Annotated in this window: 19 protein-coding genes; 12 read left to right on the top strand and 7 right to left on the bottom strand. The window is 39.3% G+C overall.

Annotated features, from left to right (window positions below; translation table 11 throughout):
• A partial coding sequence (locus tag V7D82_RS10835; RefSeq protein WP_333600994.1) for a glycosyltransferase occupies positions 1-478 on the bottom strand: 478 nt, incomplete at its 3' end.
• Positions 479-521: 43 nt separating this feature from the next.
• Here V7D82_RS10835 and V7D82_RS10840 point away from each other — a divergent pair.
• Positions 522-1658, top strand: a complete 1137-nt coding sequence (locus V7D82_RS10840) for a glycosyltransferase family protein (protein ID WP_333600995.1) — start codon at positions 522-524, stop codon at positions 1656-1658.
• On the opposite strand, the gene V7D82_RS10845 is transcribed toward V7D82_RS10840, so the two are convergent.
• Genes V7D82_RS10845 through V7D82_RS10860 form a run of 4 tightly spaced genes read right to left on the bottom strand, consistent with a single transcriptional unit; the run spans position 1655 to position 5565 of the window.
• Complete coding sequence (locus V7D82_RS10845; protein ID WP_333600996.1) at positions 1655-2923, bottom strand: O-antigen translocase; 1269 nt, start codon at positions 2921-2923, stop codon at positions 1655-1657. The two genes, V7D82_RS10840 and V7D82_RS10845, sit on opposite strands and share 4 nt — an antisense overlap.
• 1 nt (position 2924) lies before the next feature.
• The gene (locus V7D82_RS10850; protein ID WP_333600997.1) at positions 2925-3494 is read right to left on the bottom strand and encodes an acyltransferase; all 570 of its coding nucleotides are present in this window, start codon (positions 3492-3494) and stop codon (positions 2925-2927) included.
• Positions 3494-4591 carry a DegT/DnrJ/EryC1/StrS family aminotransferase gene (locus V7D82_RS10855; RefSeq protein WP_333600998.1) on the bottom strand — a complete coding sequence of 366 codons (1098 nt, stop codon included), beginning with the start codon at positions 4589-4591 and terminating at the stop codon, positions 3494-3496. The genes V7D82_RS10850 and V7D82_RS10855 overlap by 1 nt, the downstream gene beginning before the upstream one ends.
• Positions 4588-5565, bottom strand: a complete 978-nt coding sequence (locus V7D82_RS10860) for a GNAT family N-acetyltransferase (protein WP_333600999.1) — start codon at positions 5563-5565, stop codon at positions 4588-4590. Before V7D82_RS10860 ends, V7D82_RS10855 begins: the two co-directional genes overlap by 4 nt.
• A gap of 244 nt (positions 5566-5809) precedes the next feature.
• Here V7D82_RS10860 and V7D82_RS10865 point away from each other — a divergent pair, with 244 nt between their 5' ends.
• The 7 genes from V7D82_RS10865 (at position 5810) to V7D82_RS10895 (ending at position 14567) form a co-directional block, all read left to right on the top strand.
• The gene (locus tag V7D82_RS10865; protein ID WP_333601000.1) at positions 5810-7477 is read left to right on the top strand and encodes a gliding motility-associated C-terminal domain-containing protein; all 1668 of its coding nucleotides are present in this window, start codon (positions 5810-5812) and stop codon (positions 7475-7477) included.
• A 46-nt stretch (positions 7478-7523) separates the two neighbouring features.
• A complete protein-coding gene (locus V7D82_RS10870) occupies positions 7524-8312 on the top strand; it encodes a TrmH family RNA methyltransferase (RefSeq protein WP_333601001.1) in 789 nt (262 codons plus the stop codon).
• 61 nt (positions 8313-8373) lie between these two features.
• Positions 8374-9930, top strand: coding sequence for a serine hydrolase (locus V7D82_RS10875; protein WP_333601002.1), 1557 nt, complete (start codon positions 8374-8376; stop codon positions 9928-9930).
• Positions 9931-10005: 75 nt separating this feature from the next.
• Complete coding sequence (locus V7D82_RS10880) at positions 10006-12225, top strand: RelA/SpoT family protein (RefSeq protein ID WP_333601003.1); 2220 nt, start codon at positions 10006-10008, stop codon at positions 12223-12225.
• Positions 12226-12291: 66 nt separating this feature from the next.
• A complete protein-coding gene (locus tag V7D82_RS10885) occupies positions 12292-12756 on the top strand; it encodes a Fur family transcriptional regulator (protein ID WP_333601004.1) in 465 nt (154 codons plus the stop codon).
• A gap of 33 nt (positions 12757-12789) precedes the next feature.
• Positions 12790-14061, top strand: a complete 1272-nt coding sequence (locus V7D82_RS10890) for an adenylosuccinate synthase (protein ID WP_333601005.1) — start codon at positions 12790-12792, stop codon at positions 14059-14061.
• An 11-nt stretch (positions 14062-14072) separates the two neighbouring features.
• Positions 14073-14567, top strand: coding sequence for a hypothetical protein (locus V7D82_RS10895; RefSeq protein ID WP_333601006.1), 495 nt, complete (start codon positions 14073-14075; stop codon positions 14565-14567).
• Positions 14568-14601: 34 nt separating this feature from the next.
• Here the strand turns inward: V7D82_RS10895 and V7D82_RS10900 are convergent, their stop codons facing one another.
• Entirely contained in the window at positions 14602-15186 is a 585-nt protein-coding gene (locus V7D82_RS10900) for a hypothetical protein (RefSeq protein ID WP_333601007.1), read from the bottom strand.
• Between the two features lie 9 nt (positions 15187-15195).
• Positions 15196-17070, bottom strand: coding sequence for an alpha-amylase family protein (locus tag V7D82_RS10905; RefSeq protein WP_333601008.1), 1875 nt, complete (start codon positions 17068-17070; stop codon positions 15196-15198).
• Between the two features lie 140 nt (positions 17071-17210).
• Between V7D82_RS10905 and V7D82_RS10910 the strand changes: the two genes are divergently transcribed.
• From V7D82_RS10910 to V7D82_RS10925, 4 genes are all read left to right on the top strand, one after another.
• The gene (locus V7D82_RS10910) at positions 17211-18857 is read left to right on the top strand and encodes an OstA-like protein (protein ID WP_333601009.1); all 1647 of its coding nucleotides are present in this window, start codon (positions 17211-17213) and stop codon (positions 18855-18857) included.
• Positions 18857-19102, top strand: coding sequence for a hypothetical protein (locus V7D82_RS10915; RefSeq protein ID WP_333601010.1), 246 nt, complete (start codon positions 18857-18859; stop codon positions 19100-19102). Before V7D82_RS10910 ends, V7D82_RS10915 begins: the two co-directional genes overlap by 1 nt.
• A 15-nt stretch (positions 19103-19117) precedes the next feature.
• Entirely contained in the window at positions 19118-20314 is a 1197-nt protein-coding gene (locus V7D82_RS10920) for an aspartate aminotransferase family protein (protein WP_333601011.1), read from the top strand.
• Positions 20315-20460: 146 nt separating this feature from the next.
• A partial coding sequence (locus V7D82_RS10925; RefSeq protein WP_333601012.1) for a tetratricopeptide repeat protein occupies positions 20461-21715 on the top strand: 1255 nt, incomplete at its 3' end.

The following is a 21715-nucleotide window of genomic DNA, read 5'->3' on the forward strand; positions in this document are numbered from 1 at the left end:
AACCGTATTTACTTTTGACTAATTGCTCAATTCCTTTGGAAACACAAATTAATTTTGAGGCTTTGCGGTATAAAAATTTCGCCCAAAAGACAGACTTTGGCAGATACATTTCCAAATTGGAACTGTGTATCATAAAGAATACTTTCCGGTTTCTATAGAGCTTTTTGGTAAACCATTCGCGCAGCAACATTGGTCGGGAACGATTGTCGATTATAGTTTCAATTTTATTTTCGTGCAGATAGCGGGCAATGTATTTTCCTTTTTTTACAGCTCTGAAAATACCTTTTTCATTGGCAAACAACTTGCCCAAATTGACTAAAACGCCCTGGTATTCATAAGAAACAACATCTGAAATAATAATATGATGCACTTCATAACCCAAGTCATACAGCATGAAACTCAACAAACCGGCAAATCGTTCGGCACCACCAATACCCAATGAGGCGGAAACAATTGCGATTTTATTGTTATTTTTCATTTCTTACTTACCTTGCAGTTCTATTTGCCAAATATAGCAAGAAATGAAGATTTTACTCATTGGAGAATACAGTCGATTGCATAATTCGTTAAAAGAAGGACTGCAAAAACTGGGAAACGAGGTAACCATCCTGGGTTTTAAAGATGGTTTTAAAGATTTTCCGGTTGATTTTCCTTTGGAGAAAAAATGGGACAACGGTGCCTTGAAGAAAGTAAAATTAGCCGTTTTAAAACTTACCGGCTTTGATATTTCTTCCTATTTAACCTACCAACAAGTCAAAAAAAACAAGCCTCTCTTCAAAGAAGCCGATATTGTTCAACTGATTAATGAGAATAGTTTTTTTTGCAACTATTATTATGAAAAGAAGATACTGAAGTTTTTTTTCAAACGCAATAAAAAAGTATTTCTGCTTTCTTGCGGCGATGATTATCCGTATGTGAAATACAACTTTGAACATCCCGAAAACAAATCGATTGTACAACCCTATCTCGCCGGGAAAATTGAAGACAAGAACTTTTCCAATGTCTTAAAATTCAGAACAGCAGCCTTTGAAAAATTGCATCATTACATTTATCGCAATATAAACTGTGTCATTGCCTCCGACTTGGATTATCACATTCCGTTGCAAAATCATTCTAAATATATCGGACTGATTCCCAACCCAATCAACATTGATAATTTTTCAAAAACAGAGCTAGAAATCAACGATAAAATAGTCATTTTTCATGGCATTAATCGGGAGAGTTATTTCAAAAAAGGGAATGATTATTTTGAGGCTGCCTTGGCCATTATTGAAAAAAAATATCCCGAAAAAGTAACAGTTTTAGTTACTGAAAACGTGCCATACGAAGACTATATTAATCGCTATAACCAAGCCCATATAGTGTTGGATCAAGTGTATGGTCATGATCAGGGTTATAATGCCTTGGAAGCTATGGCCAAAGGCAAAGTGGTCTTTACCGGAGCGGAAGATATCTTTGAAAACTATTATAATATCACCAAAAAAGTAGCCATAAATGCTTTGCCTAATGTTGATTATTTGGTACAGGAATTATCGTTTTTAATCGAGAATCCGGAAGAAATTAAAGCTATTTCAAAACGGGCCCGAACATTTATAGAAGAAGAACATGACTATTTGAAGATTGCCGAGAAATATTTAGAGGTTTGGGAGAAATACTAACGTTTCCAAAACAGTTTTCGGAACATCACCAAAATCAACAGAAAACAAAGCACATTTGTATAAAAATAAGCCTGTAATACGCCTTCCACAGCACCTTTTTGCATCAAATAAACAGAGAGTAAAAAGTAACACAGATTGAAAACAATTTCGCCTACAAAATAGCGCTTCATCATCGTTTTTACCACTACCTGAAAACCAAAAGCCAGTGTCATTATTCTGAAAAAATCGCCTAGCAATTGCCAAACCAATAGCTTGTTAATACTCGAAAACTCCGCCGTAAAAGCTATTTTGAGGATTAGTCCTTTGGCAAGATAAATAACGATTAACATCACCGAAAACAACGGCACAAAAATTTTAAAATACGATTTCAGTTCTGCCTTAAATTCGTGCTCCGTGTGAATCGAAGCTAATTTTGGCATGTAATACAAAGACAAACCCGAGCTGAAAAACATCATGTAAAAACCCGACAGCCGATTAACGGCATCCCAAATTCCGGCTTCCTGAATGGAGTATTTTTCAACAATTGCATTTCGGATAAACAGCAAGGTCAAAGGCACAATAACAGCACTCAGCAATGCCATGACAGAGAATTTCTGAATAATCTTGACATACTTTTTGCTGATGATTTTTTGCAAGTCAAATTTGAAATTAGCAGCATCTTTTCGGATAAATAACAACGTAACACCCACCATCAAAAGTTCTCCAACAGCTACCGACAGTAATCCGCCAAAAATATTTTTCTTCCAAATCAACAAGGCGGTCAATCCAAATACCAAAACATTGGAGACAATTTGGATAATAACGATGCTTTTATACTTTTCCAATCCGTTGTAAATCGCCAGCCAAAAGGCATTAATAGCCATAAGTGGCAGCAGCAAAGCAAAAAAACGAATAGGAATCGTATAGCTGTAACTGTAAAATAAAAAATGAGAGACAGGCTCCGCAAATAGCAAAACCAAGATAGCCAACACGCCAGAAACCGTTAAAAAAAGCCAGAAAAAAGTGGAATAAATAATGGAAAGTTCGCGCTTATCATCTTTGTTTTCGACAAACAATTTAACTACTGAATTGTTGATCCCCAACGTAGCAATCGATTTGAGCATGGTGCCGAAATTCCGGAAGCTGCCCATCAAAGCCATGCCCGACGTGCCTAAAAAAACAGAAATGATTTTGGAAGAAAAAATGCCTAAGACAAAACTGATGGCTACCGAAAAAGAATTCAGCGACAGGACTTTGTACAGCTTATTTTCTCTTAAGAATTTCAAATTAGAGGTTTCTGATTACTCGTGCCGGATTTCCGGAAGCAAAAACATTGGCCGGAATGTCTTTAGTCACCACAGAACAAGCGCCAATAACGGAATTTTCTCCAATAGTAACTCCTTTAAAAACAACTGTATTGTAGTAAATCAAAACATTCTTTTTAATGGTAATCGGTGCCGATTTTGGAATGCCTGTCATTCGTTTATCCGGATCTAAATCGTGTCCGTCGGTATCAACCAAAAAGCAATTGATGCCAATCATCACGTTGTCTTCTATGGTGATTTTGTTGACTGCCTGTAGGGAAGCTCCGTTGGCCATCACTACATTGTCGCCAATAATCACTTCGCTTTCTTCCTCCATCGAAAGAATATAATTATAGGTGGAATAGGTATAATGAGCAGCAGTTACGCCATTCTGAAAATTATTCCCAAATTGGATTTTCCCTTTCCCCTTTAATAAAAGAGGCAGGTATAAATTAGGTTTCCCTGTAACGCGCTGGCAATCGGAAAGCAATTGATACTTCCAAATACGCAAACTCACAAAAAAGAAATATTTTATTTTGTAAAAAATCCCCATTAATACTGATTTAAAATGGCAATAACGGCATCAACTTCCTGCTTTGTCATCACCGGACTTATTGGCAAACTTAACACTTCTTGATGAATTTTTTCCGTAATCGGATAAGAAAGCGAGTTCCAATCGGCAAAAGCTTTTTGCTGGTGTGGCGGAATCGGATAATGAATTAAGGTTTCAATATCGTTTTGTTTCAGATAGTTTTGCAACTGATCCCGGTTTATTGTTCGAATGACAAACAGATGAAATACATGATTTTGTGATCCGTCCCAAGCTGGTAAAGCAATTTTCTCGTTTTTAATTTCCGACAAATAGCGTTGAGCAATTCGTTTTCGCTGTCCGTTTGCTGCCTCCAAATGAGGTAATTTCACATTCAAGAACGCCGCTTGCATTTCATCTAAACGAGAGTTTACACCAATGAATTCGTTGTGGTATTTTTGTTCCGAACCATAATTTCGTATAGCGAAAAGTACTTTGGCCAATTCTTCATCATTAGTTGTAATGCCACCGGCATCACCCAAAGCTCCCAAATTTTTTCCCGGATAAAAACTAAAAGCCGCAGCATTGGATAAATTACCCACTTTACCACTCTCCAAAAAAGCACCGTGAGCCTGTGCCGCATCTTCAATAACGAGTAAATTATACTGTTGGGCTATGGTGTTGATTTTGTCCATTTCGGCTAATTGCCCGTATAAATGAACCGCTAAAATGGCTTTGGTTTTGGCTGTAATTTTTTCTGAAATCAACTCTGGGTTGATGTTGTACGTTTCTAGTTTTGGCTCTACCAAAACTGGTACTAAATCCGCTTGCAATATGGCTAAAATACTGGCAATATAGGTATTCGCCGGGACTATGACTTCATCGCCTTTTTGAAGTTTTCCGAGCTGAATGTATCCTTTAAAAATCAAGACCATCGCGTCCAATCCGTTTCCTACGCCGATACAGTATTTTGTTCCGCTGTAGAGGGCAAAACTGGTTTCAAAGGTTTTGACTTCATCACCCAAAATAAACCAGCCTTTATCCAAAACCAATTTCATTTTTGCCTGAAATTCATCTTGATACTCCGCATTTATTTTCTGTAAATCGAGGAATTTTATCATACTAACACCGAGTCTAAAAGTGAGAAATTGGCAGTTGCCACTTCATAAAAATCCTGAACCGTGGTTTTGGTGCCGAAACTTTCTTTCCAAAACAGTAACCCTTCATTGATTTTCTTTCCGTGGTCTTCGTGCGATGGACCAATATCGAAAAACTTTTTATCCTTAAAAATTGTGGTAATCAAATACTCATACAGGAAATCTAAACTTCCCAGTTCACTTTTTTGTTCGTTGCCCGAAATATACTGAGGATGTGCCACTAAATCGGTGACAAAAATGGTGGTCCCTGCTACAATTTTATCTTGGTGATACACATTAAAATGCCGAATGTTTTGAGGGAATTTTTGTTGCAATTGACTGATTTCTTCAGCCGTATGCACCGGAGTGGCCTTGTGTTTTTTATCTAAATTCGGAATTAAAATCTCGTTCCAAAACAAGTCAAATTTCAATTCTTCTTTGATGATTAAATTATTTCTTTCCCCACGGCGAATGCCTTCTTTACGTGTTTTTGAAATGGTGTAAGGTTTTGTCAAATCAATGACCGAAAGACAATCCCTTCTGATGAGTTGGGCTTCCGTTAAAAACAAGGCATATTCAATTTCTTCCGAGAAATAAGTGTTGTAAATGGAGGGAATTAATTTTAACTGAAAAGTCAAAATTCCATTTTCGCTAAGAAACTGCAACACTGTTTTAACAACGGCAATAGTTTCTCCCAATTTGATTTTTTCGTCAAATACAAAACCTCCATAAGTCAGTCCCTGATGCGAAAACAAAGCATCTTCTACTCTATTAGCCGGAATGACTGATACTAGTTTTTCGCCTTCAAAAACCAGCAACGAAAAATCGGAAAACCGGTCCTGATGGTACTCCATAAAATCGCGATGAAAAAGGAAGGACGTATTTTTGGCACTGCTGATAAAAGCGTTCCAAAGGGCAAAATCTTTCGGGTGATAACGTCTGACAGTATAGTTTTTCACAGGTTTTGTTTAGACATTGGAAAATTAAACATTTATTTTTAAAAACAGTCGCATTGTTAAAAATTAGATTTTCACGAATTATTGAGTAATTTTAGAGTTCTAAATTCATTAGACGGTGAGATTAAAACGGTTTTTAGCGGTATTTATTGTAATCACAAGTTGTTTTTTTTCAGCTTACGGACAAGACGTAACACTATACCAACAGTTTAATGGCCGATTCGATTTTACTTTTATCGGTAACACTATGAATCTTGCCGAAAATAATATTGTTCACGACGATCCATCTTCCTGCATTATCAACAACAGTTCAACAGCTACACTCACACTAAATCCGACCGATCAAATTGAAAAAGCTTATCTATATTGGGCAGGCTCGGGAGAAGGTGATTTTAATGTAAAACTCAATGGAACGGATATAACTGCCGACAGATCATTCGGCCTGCTGCCAGCTTCTTCTGGTTTGCCTTATTTTAGTGCTTTTAAGGATGTAACCGCTCAAATTATGGCAACCGGAAACGGCGATTACACTTTATCCGATTTGGATTTAACCGATGTCATTCCTGATTATTGCGTCAATGCCACCAACTTTGCCGGTTGGGCTATACTCATTATCTATAAAAACAATGCCCTGCCTTTAAATCAAATCAATGTTTATGACGGTTTGCAAGGTGTTCCTGATGACTTGGTTATTACGCTTAGCAATTTGAATGTACTGGATAATATTGATTCAAAAGCCGGATTCATTGCTTGGGAAGGCGATTCGATATTGGCTACCGAACAATTTCAGATAAACGGAATTCCGGTAAGCAATGATTCCAATCCGATAAATAACGTTTTCAACGGAACCAACTCCATTACCGGAAGCAACACGCTGTACAACATGGATTTAGACATCTATGATTTGGACAATTATATTCACATTGGGGATACTACAGCGCAAATTACCCTTTCTTCAACCCAGGATTTTATCATGATTAATACTGTGGTCATCAAAGTCAACAGCCAATTGCCGGATGCCACAATTACTATCGATAACATTCAAAAACAATGCGACTCCAGAACGATTTTGGTCGATTATACTGTCTCTAATTTAAATGCTACCAATCCTCTTCCTGTTGGAACACCAATTGCTATTTATGCTGACGGGCAATTGGTACAAACTATAGTAACAACGGCAGCAATTCCGGTTGGTGGTTCCGTTACAGGACAAATTGCACTACTTATTCCTGATGCCATTCCGATAAATTTTGAGTTACAATTTGTAGCAGATGATACCGGAAACGGTACCGGAATTGTAACAGAATTGATAGAAAACAACAATTCGTTTACCACTGAAGTTACGCTTTGGCTTTCGCCGGAATATAATGTGCCTGAACCTTTAGTTTCCTGTAATGAAGGCCATACCAAAGGTACTTTTGATTTTTCGGCTTATGAAGAATTGGTCAAACAAAATCCTCAGGACACCGTCCGTTTTTACGAGACTATCGAAGATGCCAACAATGAAGTGAATCCCATTTTAAATTCATCCAATTTTGTAACCTTAGCAACACCAAAGGAAATTTTTATCCGAATCAACAATGAAAATTGCTACAGCCTCACTTCGTTTTTATTGACTACCCGAAATTGTCCGCCAACGGTTTACAATTTTGTATCGGCCAATAATGACATGCTAAACGACAGCTTTTACATAGCCGGTTTGCGCGATATTTTCCTGAACTATCAATTGGAGATTTACAACCGTTGGGGAAGATTAATCTGGTCCGGAAACCGCAACACTGAAGACTGGAATGGACATGTTAATGATGGTTATGAAACCACAAAGGCCCCCGATGGCACTTATTTCTATCTGTTATATTTGAATGACGCGGATTATCCCGAGCCCTTGAAAGGATTCCTGTACTTAAATCATTGATAAAAAATCTGTAACTTTGACGCTTCGTATCGTTGCTAATTCAAACATGAAACAAATAACCAGCGCGCAAAATCCGTTTATCAAATCCTTGGTATTGTTACAGGAAAAAGCCAAAGCCCGAAAACAATCGGGGACTTTTTTGATTGAAGGCCTACGCGAAATAGAATTAGCCATCAAAGGAAATTACGAATTAGAAACGATACTTTTTCTTCCTGAAATAATTTCAGAAACACAAATAACCAAATTAACGAATAACCAAATCAACCTTATCGAGATTTCCAAAGAAGTCTATCAAAAACTAGCGTATCGCGATACTACCGAGGGTATTCTGGCGGTGGCCAAAACCAAATCATTACAGTTAAACGATTTACAACTTCCAAAAAATCCATTGATTATGGTAATGGAAGCTATTGAAAAACCGGGAAATATCGGCGCCATGCTCCGAACCTGTGATGCTGCCAAAATTGATGCGGTCATCATCGCCAATCCGAAAACCGATTTATACAATCCCAATATCGTTCGTTCGAGCGTGGGCTGTTTGTTTACCAATCAAATTGCCACAGCCACAACCGAAGAAACCATTGATTTTCTGATTAAAAATAACATCCATTTTTATAGCGCCACGCTGCAAAATTCAACTGCTTACCACACCCAAAACTACACTTTACCTACAGCATTGGCCGTTGGCACAGAAGCTACCGGACTGACCCAACTTTGGCGCGAAAAAGCCACTCAAAACATCATTATTCCCATGCAGGGAGAGATTGACAGCATGAATGTTTCTGTCGCTGCGGCCATTTTGATTTTTGAAGCCAAACGACAAAGAGGGTTTTAATCAATTAACCCGAGCGCGAAGTGCGAATCGTATGGAGCGTAGCGGAATAAAATTTAAAAAAATGACTTTTAAAGTATCACTGCTGTTATTGTTAACAAGCGTTACTATTTCGGCACAAATTTCAGAACCTGAAGTGGATGTCTTGGTGGAGAGAACCTTAAAAACATTCAATGTACCCGGAATTGCTGTCGGCATTATCAAAGACGGCAAATTGGTTTTGGCCAAAGGCTATGGCGTAACCAACATCAAAACCGGACAAAAAGTAGATGCCAATACGCTTTTCGGAATTGCTTCTAACAGCAAATCGTTTACCACTGCGGCCTTGGCCATTTTGGTAGATGAAGGAAAAATCAATTGGGACGACAAGGTCACTAAGTATTTGCCCGAATTCAAAATGTATAATGAGTATGTCACCAATGAATTTACGATACGGGATTTATTAACGCACCGCAGCGGGCTTGGACTTGGCGCTGGCGATTTAATGATTTGGCCTGACGGACATGACTTTACGCCCAAAGACATTGTGAAAAACATTCAGTATTTAAAACCGGTTTCTGGGTTTAGAACTAAGTATGATTATGATAATTTACTCTATGTTATTGCCGGCGAAGTCATCGAAAGAGTTTCTGGAAAATCGTGGTGCGACTTTGTAGAAAGTCGTATCATGAAGCCCATTGGCATGAATAACAGCGCGGCTTCGTGGTCACGTTTAAAAGACACTACAAACACCATTGTACCACACGTTCCAACCAATGGCAAACTGGAAGTGATTCCAAGATACACTAATCATATTTTTGATGCCGCCGCCGGATTGTATGCTTCGGTAAACGATTTGAGCAAATGGTTGATGCTGCAAATGAACAATGGAAAGTATGGTGACAACCAACAATTATTCAGTGAAGAGCAACACGATGAGATGTGGAAATCACAAACCATTTTACCTTTAACCAACACCAAACCATACAAAACATTATTCAGAAGTTATGGCTTGGGGTGGCGATTGGAAGACATCAACGGCCATTTACAAGTATCCCACACCGGTGGTTTGGATGGTATTGTAACCCAAACCATCATGATTCCGGATATTCAATTGGGCATTATTGTTTTGACCAATCAGCAAAGTGGCGCTGCCTTTATGGCCATTTCCAATACGATAAAAGACCGCTATTTGGACATTAAAAATCCGGATCACGTGACAGCTTTGAGTGCCGACCGTCGCCAAAAAGAAGACGATGCGGATAAAATTACGGACGAAGTTTGGACCACTGTTGCCAAAAATCTGAAAGACAAAATCAAAATTAACAACTCCAAATACATCGGAAATTATAAAGATCCTTGGTTTGGTTTGGTGACCATTTCAGAAAAAAAAGGCAAATTATATTTCGCTTCCAACCGTTCCAAAAGACTAACCGGTGAGATTTTCTTTTACAAAGACCAAAATTTTGTGGTCAAATGGGACACGCGAAGTTTTCATGCCGATGCTCACCTTTTCTTCGACTTGGATGCTAACGGCAATGCTACTCATTTCAAAATGAAAGCCATTTCACCGTTGACCGATTTCAGTTATGATTTTCACGATTTAGACTTTACCAAAGACAAGCAATATCTCATCCGATAAAATCAATAAATCCTATCCTTAGCATTTGCACATCTCAATTGGAATGTTTATTTTTAGGGAATTGAAGAACATGCTATGACCGAAATTGATTTAGAAGAAGAAAAAAAAGCCATTGCCCGAGAATACAAAGAATTACTCCGCATAAGTTACCAAACGCTTACCGATGCCGACAAGAAATTGATTCGAAAAGCCTTTGATGTAGCCGTTGATGCCCATAAAGATCAGCGTCGAAAATCAGGAGAGGCTTATATTTTTCATCCCATTGGCGTGGCCAAAATTGTAGCTTCCGAAATTGGTTTGGGTGCCACTTCCATTGCCGCTGCCTTAATGCACGATGTGGTCGAAGATACTGATGTAACTATTGAAGATATCGAACGCATGTTCAATCCGAAAATTGCGCATTTGGTGGAAGGTTTGACCAAAATTGCCCAAGTCAAAAAAGACATGAACATCTCAATGCAGGCAGAGAATTTCCGTAAAATGCTGTTGACGTTGAATGATGATGTTCGTGTAATCCTGATTAAAATTGCCGACCGTTTGCACAACATGCAAACCATGGATTCCATGCCCGATTACAAGCAAGTGAAAATTGCTTCTGAAACGCTCTATATTTATGCTCCGCTGGCTCATCGCTTGGGATTGTATAACATCAAAACCAAACTGGAAGACTTAGGTTTAAAATATACCGAGCCCGAAATTTTTAAAGACATTGTCAGCAAAATCAAGGAAACCAAAGAAGAACAAGACGAATACATCAAAACGATTTCTGATGTTTTAAAAAAATCGTTAGACGAAGAAGGCGTAGAATATGTACTGAAAGGCCGACCAAAATCCATCTACTCCATTCGTAGAAAAATGGCAGCTCAGAATGTCACTTTTGATGAAGTTTACGACAAGTTTGCACTCCGCATCATCTACAAATCCAACCTGCACGACGAGAAATTCCTAGCCTGGAAAATCTATTCAATAGTAACGGATCATTACCGCCCGAGTCCGAGTCGTTTGCGCGATTGGATTTCATCGCCAAAATCAACCGGTTATGAGGCCTTGCACATTACCGTGATGGGACCCAAAGGGCGCTGGGTAGAAATTCAGGTGCGTAGTGAACGAATGGATGAAATTGCCGAAAAAGGATATGCTGCACATTACAAATACAAACAAGGTGCCACCGAAGAAAGTGGTTTGGATGTTTGGCTCAACCTTTTGAAAGAAGCTTTGGAAAGTTCGGAAACCAATGCGGTGGACTTTGTGGAAGACTTCAAAATGAATCTCTATGCCAAAGAAATCTTCGTGTTCACGCCCAAAGGAGAAATCAAATCCTTACCGAAAGGCGCTACTTCTTTAGATTTCGCCTTCAGTATTCACTCTGAAATTGGTATCAAAACAAGAGGAACGCGTGTCAACGGAAAGTTAGTTCCCTTAAATCACGAACTGAAAAGCGGTGACCAAATTGAAGTCATTACTTCAGTACATCAAAAACCAACGATTAACTGGTTGGATTATGTGACGACTTCGAGAGCCAAAAATAAAATCAGAAACGTTCTCAACGAAAACACCAAGAAAATTGCCGAAGACGGTAAAGAACTATTGACCCGAAAACTGAAACATTTAAAAATTACTTTGAATGAAGGCGTGGTCAATGAATTGGTAAATTTCTTCAAACTCAAAACCAGTTTAGACTTGTTTTACCGAGTGGGAATCGGCTCTATCGAAAACCAGCAACTGAAAGATTTTGCGGCGCAGAAAAGCAATACGCTGATGAATTTCTTCAAAAATAAAATGAAGCGTTCCCCAAGTTCGCAACCCGAAGAAATCAACAAACAAGAGCTGAACAAGAATTATGACATGCTTGTTTTTGGCGCCGAACAGGACAAGTTGGATTATAAATTATCGTCTTGCTGCAACCCAATTCCGGGCGATGATGTGTTTGGTTTTATTACCATCAACGAAGGCATCAAAGTGCATAAAAAAGATTGTCCGAATGCCATCACACTCCAATCTAACTACGCTTACCGCATTATGTTGGCCAAATGGATTGACTCTTCACAACAGGAATTCAAAGCCATTTTGAAAATTACCGGTATGGACAGTTTAGGATTGACCAACGAGCTGACCAAAGTAATTTCGAACAACATGCATGTGAACATTCAAAGCATTTCCCTAAGCGGTGAAGCTGGAATTTTCAACGGGCAAGTAGCCGTAATTGTACAGAACAATAACATTTTGAAAAAACTCATCGAGAACATCAAAAAAATTGACGGTATTGATAAAGTAACGCGGGTTTACACTAATTAGTCAGGAGTTACAAATTATGAGTTGATGAAACTTTGAAACCTTACACAAAAAAATTACCTTTGTCCCATGACACAAATTGCATCCGATAATACCAAAAATCAAGAAACCGTAAAAAACGTTTTTACGCTTTATCTTGAAAACAAAGGACACCGCAAAACCCCTGAGCGCTATGCTATTCTTCAGGAAATTTATGATAGCGAAGAACATTTTGATATCGAGAATTTGTATATCAAAATGAAAAACAAAAACTATCGCGTGTCTCGGGCAACTTTATACAACACGATTGAGCTTTTATTAGATTGCGGTTTGGTGCGTAAACACCAGTTTGGCCAAAACCAAGCGCATTACGAAAAGTCCTATTTCGACAAACAACACGATCACATCATCATGACTGATACCGGCGAAGTCATTGAGTTTTGCGACCCGCGTATCCAAACAATCAAGCAAACCATCGAAGAAATATTCGGGATTGACATTCACAACCACTCGTTGTATTTCTATGCCAGCAAAAAAGAAGAAAACACAAATTAACTACTAAATACACACTAAACAACACACAACACAATGACCGTAGATTTACTACTCGGATTACAATGGGGCGATGAAGGCAAAGGAAAAATAGTAGATGTTCTGACATCAAAATACGACATCATCGCACGATTTCAAGGCGGACCCAACGCCGGACACACACTCGAATTTGACGGAATCAAACACGTGCTTCGCACCATACCGTCGGGAATTTTTCACCAAAACAACATCAACATTATCGGAAACGGCGTCGTGATTGACCCCGTGGTTTTTAAAAGCGAAGTGGATGGCTTGGCCAAATTCAACCTCGATTTAAAATCCAAACTGATTATTTCGCGCAAAGCGCATTTAATTTTACCAACCCATCGTTTATTGGATGCCGCTTCAGAAGCTGCTAAAGGCAAAGCCAAAATCGGTTCCACATTAAAAGGAATTGGCCCAACCTATATGGACAAAACCGGTCGTAACGGATTACGTGTGGGCGATATTGAATTGGCAGATTTCAAAGAAAAATACAGACATTTAGCCGACAAGCACGAAGCCATGATTGCGTTTTATGATGTGAACATTCAATACAATTTACCCGAATTGGAAAAAGAATTCTTTGCAGCCATTGAAGACTTACAGAAATTGACATTCATTGACAGCGAAGAGTATTTGGCACAAGCCCAAAAAGCAGGCAAATCCATTCTTTGTGAAGGCGCTCAAGGGTCTTTGTTGGATGTTGATTTTGGAACGTATCCTTTTGTGACTTCTTCCAATACAACAGCAGCCGGAGCTTGTACCGGATTAGGCATTGCCCCAAATAAAATCAAAGAAGTCTATGGGATTTTCAAAGCGTACACTACTCGTGTGGGTAGCGGCCCCTTCCCTACCGAAGATTTTGGCGAAGCCGGAGATACTATGGCAAAAGTGGGCAACGAGTTTGGCTCGGTTACCGGAAGAAAAAGACGTTGTGGCTGGTTGGATTTAGTAGCCTTGAAATACGCTGTGCAAATCAACGGAGTTACCCAACTGATGATGATGAAAGGCGATGTGCTCTCGGGCTTTGAAACCTTAAAAGTATGTACAGGCTACACTTATAAAGGAGAAGTAATTCACCATTTACCGTATAACATCGAAGAAGAAAACGTAACGCCTATATATGCCGAGTTCAAAGGATGGAAACAGGATTTAACCGGCCTAACCACTTATGACAGTTTGCCCAAAGAGCTAAAAGACTATATTGAATTTATAGAACGCGAAGTAGAAGTGCCTATAAAAATTGTTTCGGTAGGCCCTGACAGAAAGCAGACGATTACGAGATAAACTACCCAGACATGCAATTACTTTTTATAGCCATGGCCCTAATGGGTTTGACGATGTTCTTTTTTGGAGGCAAATGGATGTTACAAATCATCAGAAGCAAAACCATAGCCGAAATAACGGTGTTACAAAACGAACAGGAAATGACCATTACCAAACCCGGTTTATATTCGGTAAGTAGTGTGGTGTCTGATATTATGGCACCTATAAACGTTGATTTTACTATAACACACAACGGTCATACCATTGAGGGCGAAAGCACCCAAATGAAAACCCGGTTTATGCACAAAGGGAACTTTGCCAAAGAATTTTACCAATTTGAAGTAACCCAACCCGGAAAATATCTGATAACCATAAATGAGCCTATTGTTCCAAGGGGCTCCCTGATTGTTAAAGAATCGATGCCGAATATCAAAAGAATAGCGGCTATTGTTTTACTGGTTCTTGGCTTTAATCTAAGTGGCTGGGGAATTATTCTAAGCTGCAATCCACATCCTTTTATCAAATAAAAATGCCCCGTAATTGGGGCTTTTTTCACACTATTTAATTCGTAATGGTAATAGGTGGCACTATAGCATACATCATGGTATGCAGCATAGCGGCACGGTCATCGCCCAGTTGTTTGAGAAAATTGGTAACCGCATCGCCATAACTTCTTTTGGAGTAGGCATACACCAGAATTCCTGTTTTGTTAGCGCCCAATGGTATTTGAGTGTAGCGGTAAGCATTGAACTCTACTATTGTCAATTTATCCCCCTGGCTTTGACTCAGCAAACAATCGACTATGTATTCTTTGCCATCCGGACTTACATTGACTTGGTAATTACAAACCGGATCTGTTTTTTTTCTTAGCTCGAGTTCTTTTACCTTTTGTCGCATAGCTGCTTCGGCGGTTATCTTTTTATCAAACACATGCAGCGTCAGCATTTGGGTAAAAGTTGAAGAGGTTTCTCCTTTTGGCAAATATTCCTGTATGTAATAAAAGTCATTAGGATGCTCACTCCACGAAAGACCGAAAGAAGTTTCACCAAAGGTCAACGGGCCTTTCACTCCCAATCGGTCTACAGGCTCCGAGCTTTGGGTAAAAGAAAGCAACGCCAGACAAAAAACAAGCAGGTATTTTTTCATCTTGTATGGTTACAGCTTAAAAAGTAAGGACTCACTTGGTTTTACACTCAAATGAATGGTTCCCTTGCCGTCATTCACTTTAAGTTGAGCCTTGCTGCCGTAAAGTTGGTCTTGCACATCATACAAACCGTCTTTTAGATTCCATTTGGCAATGATATCAGCCGGAACTTTTAGTTCAAAGTTGCTGGTGGTTACCCAAGAGAAATTGGTTACGATAATCAGTTTTTCATTGGCTGACCAACGCACATACGAATACAAGCCCGGGTCATAGTTAGCGGTTTCCTTGCGGTTCAAGGTTTGTATTTCCTGGAATTGCCCCATCAAAGCGTCACTGTGTATGGTAAAGTTTAGCAAGCGTTTGTAGAAGTCGCGCAAGTCTTTTTCTTTGGGCGTCAATTGGCCGCCGTCAAATTTACCGCCGTTCATCCAGCGTTGATGGTTGGGCACGCCCACATAATCAAAAATAGAAGTTCGGGATGGTTTCCCAAAACCACCATCAATGGTTCCGGCCTCGCCTACTTCTTGACCAAAATAAATCATGGTTGGTGCGGTTCCTACTGTAGCGGAGTACACCATCATCGGTTTTCCTTTTTCGGGAGAGCCGGCAAACTCAGGACTGGCCAAACGTTGTTCGTCATGGTTATCCAAAAAGTGCAGCATGTGGTGTTCAATATCGGCTGTGCCGCGTTGTATGTCTGCTAAACCATCGGGAGTTGTTTTTCCTTGTATTACTGCTTTTAAATGGTCATAGGTTTCTACTTTGTCATACAGATAATCCATTTTACCCAGATTAATGTAGTTTCGGTACTCCTTTGGATTATAAACTTCAGCAATTAGAAACGCATCCGGGTTTTTCATTTTGATAGCCGAATTCATGTAGCTCCAAAATTCATACGGCACCATTTCAGCCATGTCATAACGGAAACCGTCAATTCCCTTGGCGGTCCAATACAACGCAATATCACGGAACTTTTTCCAGGAACTTGGCACATCTTTTCCTTGCCAAAAAGCATAATGCTCTTTATAGGATTTTTTGTCATAACCAGCCGGTAGCTCCGGGAAATCTTTAGAACCATCGGGTTTGATACCGTAATTAACTTTTACCGTTTCATACCAATCGTTGATATCTGGCTTGGCTTGGCGCGAACCGTTGCCAGTCCATTTCGCAGGAAACTCGGTAAACTTACCGTCAATTAAAGGATTTTTTTCGCCATTCAAAGGTTTATACGAATCCGAAGTAGGCACTTCAAAGGCTTTGCCCGGTATGTAATAGAAGTTATTGTTTCGGTCATATTCTACCGAAGTATTGTCATCGGCACCAAAATCGCGTACGCCTTTCGGGTTGCTCAAACTGTGGTAATTGCGCGCTATGTGATTCGGCACAATATCGATAATGACTTTCAAACCGTTCTTGTGGGTACGTGCCACCAAGGCTTCAAATTCCTCCAGACGCTTCGCAGGATTCACTGCTAAATCAGGATTGACATTATAGTAATCTTTCACAGCATAAGGCGAACCGGCCCGGCCTTTCACCACATCGGGATCGTCATTGGAAATTCCGTATTTAGTATAATCTCTAATCACATCGTGATGTGGTACGCCTGTGTACCAAATGTGTGTTACGCCCAGTTTCTTAATTTCCTGCAAAGCCGTATCGGTGAAATCGTTGAACTTTCCAACGCCGTTTTCTTCAATAGTTCCCCAAGGTTTGTTGGTCGTATTTTTATTGCCAAACAATCGGGTGAATACTTGATAGACTACCGCTTTTTGGGGTTGCGACACCACCTCCGTTTTTTTCTTCATAGGGGCTTTGGATTTTTTTTGGGCATAAGTCATGTGCATCACACCACTCAACGCCAGCACTAATAAAAATTTAGTTTTCATATCATTTCACTTGCCAATTAGGGTGACAAGACCTTATCACAAATATAAAGAAATCATTGTAATATGATAGCAACACAAATAATTCTTAATAAGCGTTTTCATTGTCGCTAATTTCATAAATTTGCCCAAAATTCAAACACTTGAAAAAGGTATTCTTTGGTATTAGTTTATTGCTTTGTGCTGTCATTCAACTGCAGGCACAAAAATCATCCAAAATAGTAGTAGAACACTCCGATTTCGGCGACAGAAATCAAGATGAAATTCCGGATGCCTTACTCTTGCGTGGCAATGTCAGAGTCAGACAGGAAGGCGTTGTTTTTACTTGCAACAAAGCTTACTTTTTTGAAAAAGAAAATTACATCAAAGCTTTTGGCGAAGTGCAAATGGTACAAGGCGACACGCTTTTCCTGAACAGCAGATACGCCGAATACAATGGTGAAGTCAAACAAGCTTACGCCACCGGAAACGTAGTCATGCGCTCACCCGAATCGACTTTGGTGACTGATACCATTAACTTTGACCGAAACACCCAGGAAGCTTATTACAACAGCTACGGAACCATTACCAGCAAAGAGAATACTTTGAAAAGTAAATCAGGTCGGTATTTTGCCAATGAAAAGAAGTTTCGTTTCCTGACTGCGGTGACCATTACCAATCCGAAATACACCATCAAGTCCAATCATTTGGATTATTATACCAATTCGGGTCACTCCTATTTGTTTGGTCCTTCCACCATTACCAGCAAAGAGAATTTCATTTATACCGAAAAAGGATTTTATGATACCAAAAAGAATGTGGCCTATTTCAAACGAAAATCTTATATCAAATACAAAGACCGTTTGATTGAAGCTGATAGTTTGTACTATGACAGAAACCGCGAATATGCTTCGGGAACCAACAATGTCAAGATTACGGATTCCATCAACAAAGGAATCATCAAAGGACATTATGCCGAAATTTATCGCAATCTGAAAACCGAAAAAGACTCGATGATTATTACCAAAAGAGCGGTCGCAATCTCTTTGGTCGAAAAAGATTCGATGTACATTCACGGCAAAAAAATGCTTATTACCGGAAAGACCGGCGAGCGGATTATCCGGGCTTTTAACAATGTTCGCTTCTACAAAATTGATATGAGCGGTAAATGCGACTCTATTCATTCCGATCAAAAGAAAGCCTTAACCAAACTCATCGGAAAACCGATACTTTGGAATTACGAAAACCAAATGACCGGCGATGTGATGCATCTCATTGGCAACAACAATACGGAAAAACTCGACTCGCTCAAGGTACTGAATAATTCCTTTATTGTTTCCAAAGATTCCCTTGGAACGGGTTACAACCAAGTCAAGGGACAGAATCTCTACGGGAAATTTAGAGACAACAAACTCTATGAAGTTGATGTGGTCAAAAACACCGAAGTCGTTTTTTACATGCGAAACGACCAGCACGAGCTAATTGGAATCAACAAAAATGTGAGCAGCAAAATCAATATGACTTTGGATAAAAACACCATTGACACCATTACATTTTTCAACCAAGTAGATGGTGATATTTATCCGGAAAAAGAGTTGCCCGAAAATGCACGGAAACTGCGGGGATTCATTTGGCGCGGTGACGAACGAATAAAATCCAAAGACGACATTTTCCCAGCGGAAGACAACGAATTGGATGCTAAAATTCAGGCCGATAAAAAAGCCGAAATGGCTAAAGAAGACAAACCTTTAGAACCCAGCAAAGAAACAAAGGATTACGACAAAAAGAACCCTAAACCAGTAGTAAAATAATGACAACGCAACTTTGTCCCAAGTGTAAACAAGATGCTTTTACCTGGTACGTCAGCGAAGTGTTGCCCAATATAACGGTTTGGAGTTGTACTGCTTGTCCGCTGCAGATATTTGAAGATGAAAATGACGAAGAAGTTTGCGATAATTGTCATGAAAAAACAAAAACCTTTTTGCAAAGCCAGGAAGAGCAATTTAATTGGTGCTCTAACTGCAATACCGTCACCAATTACCAACTAAACGAATAAAAAAATCAACACAAGTTGAAACAAGATTTCCTAAAATACCAGGCACAAACTTCTCCCTATCCTTTGGGGATGGAAGTGTCGCATGCGGTGGGTTCCTATATATACGATACCAATAATAAAAAATATCTGGACTTTGTAGCGGGGGTTTCCGCTTGCAGTTTGGGACACCAACATCCGAGAGTCAACCAAGCCATTAAAGACCAATTAGACAAATATTCACATGTCATGGTGTATGGCGAATATGCCCAGCATCCGGCCGTAGCGTATTGCAAATTATTGGTAGAAAATCTGCATCCGAGTTTAAACAAAGTTTACTTAGTCAACTCAGGAACCGAAGCTACCGAAGGCGCGTTGAAACTTGTTCGTCGTGTTACCGGTAGAAGCCAATTGATTTCGTGTCACAATGCCTATCACGGCAACACTATGGGCTCTATGAGTGTGATGGGATTTGAAGAGCGCAAACAAATCTTCCGACCATTAATTCCCGATGTGGATTTTATTACGTTCAACAACGAAGAAGATATTCAAAAAATAACAACCAAAACCGCCGGAATCATTCTCGAAAGCATTCAAGGGGGAGCCGGTTTCATTGAGCCTAGTAATGACTTCTTAGCCAAAATCAAAAAACGCTGCGAGGAAGTAGGCGCCTTAATGATTGTTGACGAAATCCAACCGGGTTTTGGAAGAACCGGAAAACTGTTTGGTTATGAAAACTATAATGTCGTTCCCGACGTAGTTATCATAGGAAAAGGAATGGCCGGTGGCATGCCTGTTGGTGGATTCATTGCTAATGAAAAACACATGGATTTGCTGAGTCATGATCCGAAGCTGGGACACATTACCACTTTTGGCGGACATCCTGTCATAGCGGCAGCCTGCTTAGCCACTTTGGAAGAAATTTTGGAAAAAAACTATGCTGAGCAATCTTTAGCCAAAGAAAAGTTGTTTCGTGAGCTTTTGGTACATCCTTTGATAGAAGAAATTAGAGGAAGAGGATTAATGCTGGCGGCGATGACGACAGATCCCGAAATTACCAATAAGGTAATCTTCAAATGCCAAGATAAAGGGTTAATTTTATTTTGGTTATTATTCGAAGGTTGCGCCATCAGAATTACTCCCCCATTAACCGTATCTGAAGACGAAATTAGAGAAGGCTGTGCCATCATCATCGAAGCGATGGATGAAATTCAGGAAGAATCGTTAGGGAAATAGAAAGCCTAGTTGTTGTATAACAAAGACTTACCCTTTTATCCTGAATCGAAAATGTTAATTAAATTGTTTACAACAATAATTGCATCTCACCAAAAAAGCACTGCGTTTCCCTAATTTTATTAAGGATAATTTTAACCCCTACTGTTATGCACCTAGATCACGACGAAGAAGATTACAACTTATCCTTATCGAAATTTGAATCGATGTTGAAAACCAACAAAGTATTCTTTTTCGATTCTGAGGAATTCGAGGAAATCATTCTACATTACCTCGACATGGGCAAAGCGACTTTAGCAAAAAAAGCGTTGAAGTTAGGACTGGAACAACACCCAAAATCTACCGGACTAAAACTCGTTCAAGTAGAAATGTTGGTGTACGACGACAAACTGGATCAGGCAGAAAAATTATTGAACGAATTATACGCCATTGAACCTACCAACGAAGAAATTTTTATCCAAAAAGCTAATATTTATTCCAAAAGAGACCAACACGACAAAGCGGTTGAATTTTTGGGAACAGCATTACAATATACCGAAGACAAAGCCGACGTCTATAATTTAATGGGCATGGAATATCTTTTTATGGACAATCTTGAATTGGCCAAAGAGAATTTCATCAAATGTCTGGAAGAAGATTTTGAAGATCAGTCAGCACTTTATAATGTGGTGTATTGCTTTGAGTTTTTAGACCAAAATCTGGAAGCCATTGAGTACTTAAAAAAATACATTGACAGAAATCCATACAGCGAAATCGCTTGGCATCAGTCAGGCCGTTTGTATTATGGTGTGAAAGATTATGAAAATGCCGTGCGCTCTTTTGAATTTGCAACTTATATCGATGAGGAATTCCTTGGTGCTTATCTTGAAAAAGGAAAATCTTTGGAACGCTTAAAAAGATACGAAGAAGCCATTGAAAGCTACAACCGTACCATTGAGTTAGACGACCCAACTTCGTATGCGTTACTTCGCATTGGGAAATGTTATGAAAAACTGGGCAACAAAGTGGAAGCCTTAAAATATTTCAACAAAACGGTACACGAAGATCCGCTTTTAGACAAAGGGTGGATTGCCATTACCGATTTTTATGTGCGTCAAAAAAACTACCAAAAAGCCTTGTATTATGTAAACAAAGCGTTGGCGATTGATGACCAAAACCGTTTGTACTGGAAGCGTTATGCTACCATCAACAAAGCGATGGATTTTTATGAAGAAGCCGAATTTGGTTATCGAAAAGCGGTTGAGTTTGGCGACTACCAATTAGACACTTGGTTATTTTGGGTAGATTTGATGCTGATTTTGGGCGAATACAACAATGCTATCTTAACTTTAATTCAAGCAGCGGAATACTTCCCGGAAGAATATGAAGTAGAATATCGCTTGGCCGGTTTTCATTTGTTGCTAA

The sequence above is a fragment of the Flavobacterium sp. genome (genome assembly GCF_036741995.1).
In the GTDB taxonomy this organism is placed as follows: Bacteria; Bacteroidota; Bacteroidia; order Flavobacteriales; family Flavobacteriaceae; genus Flavobacterium.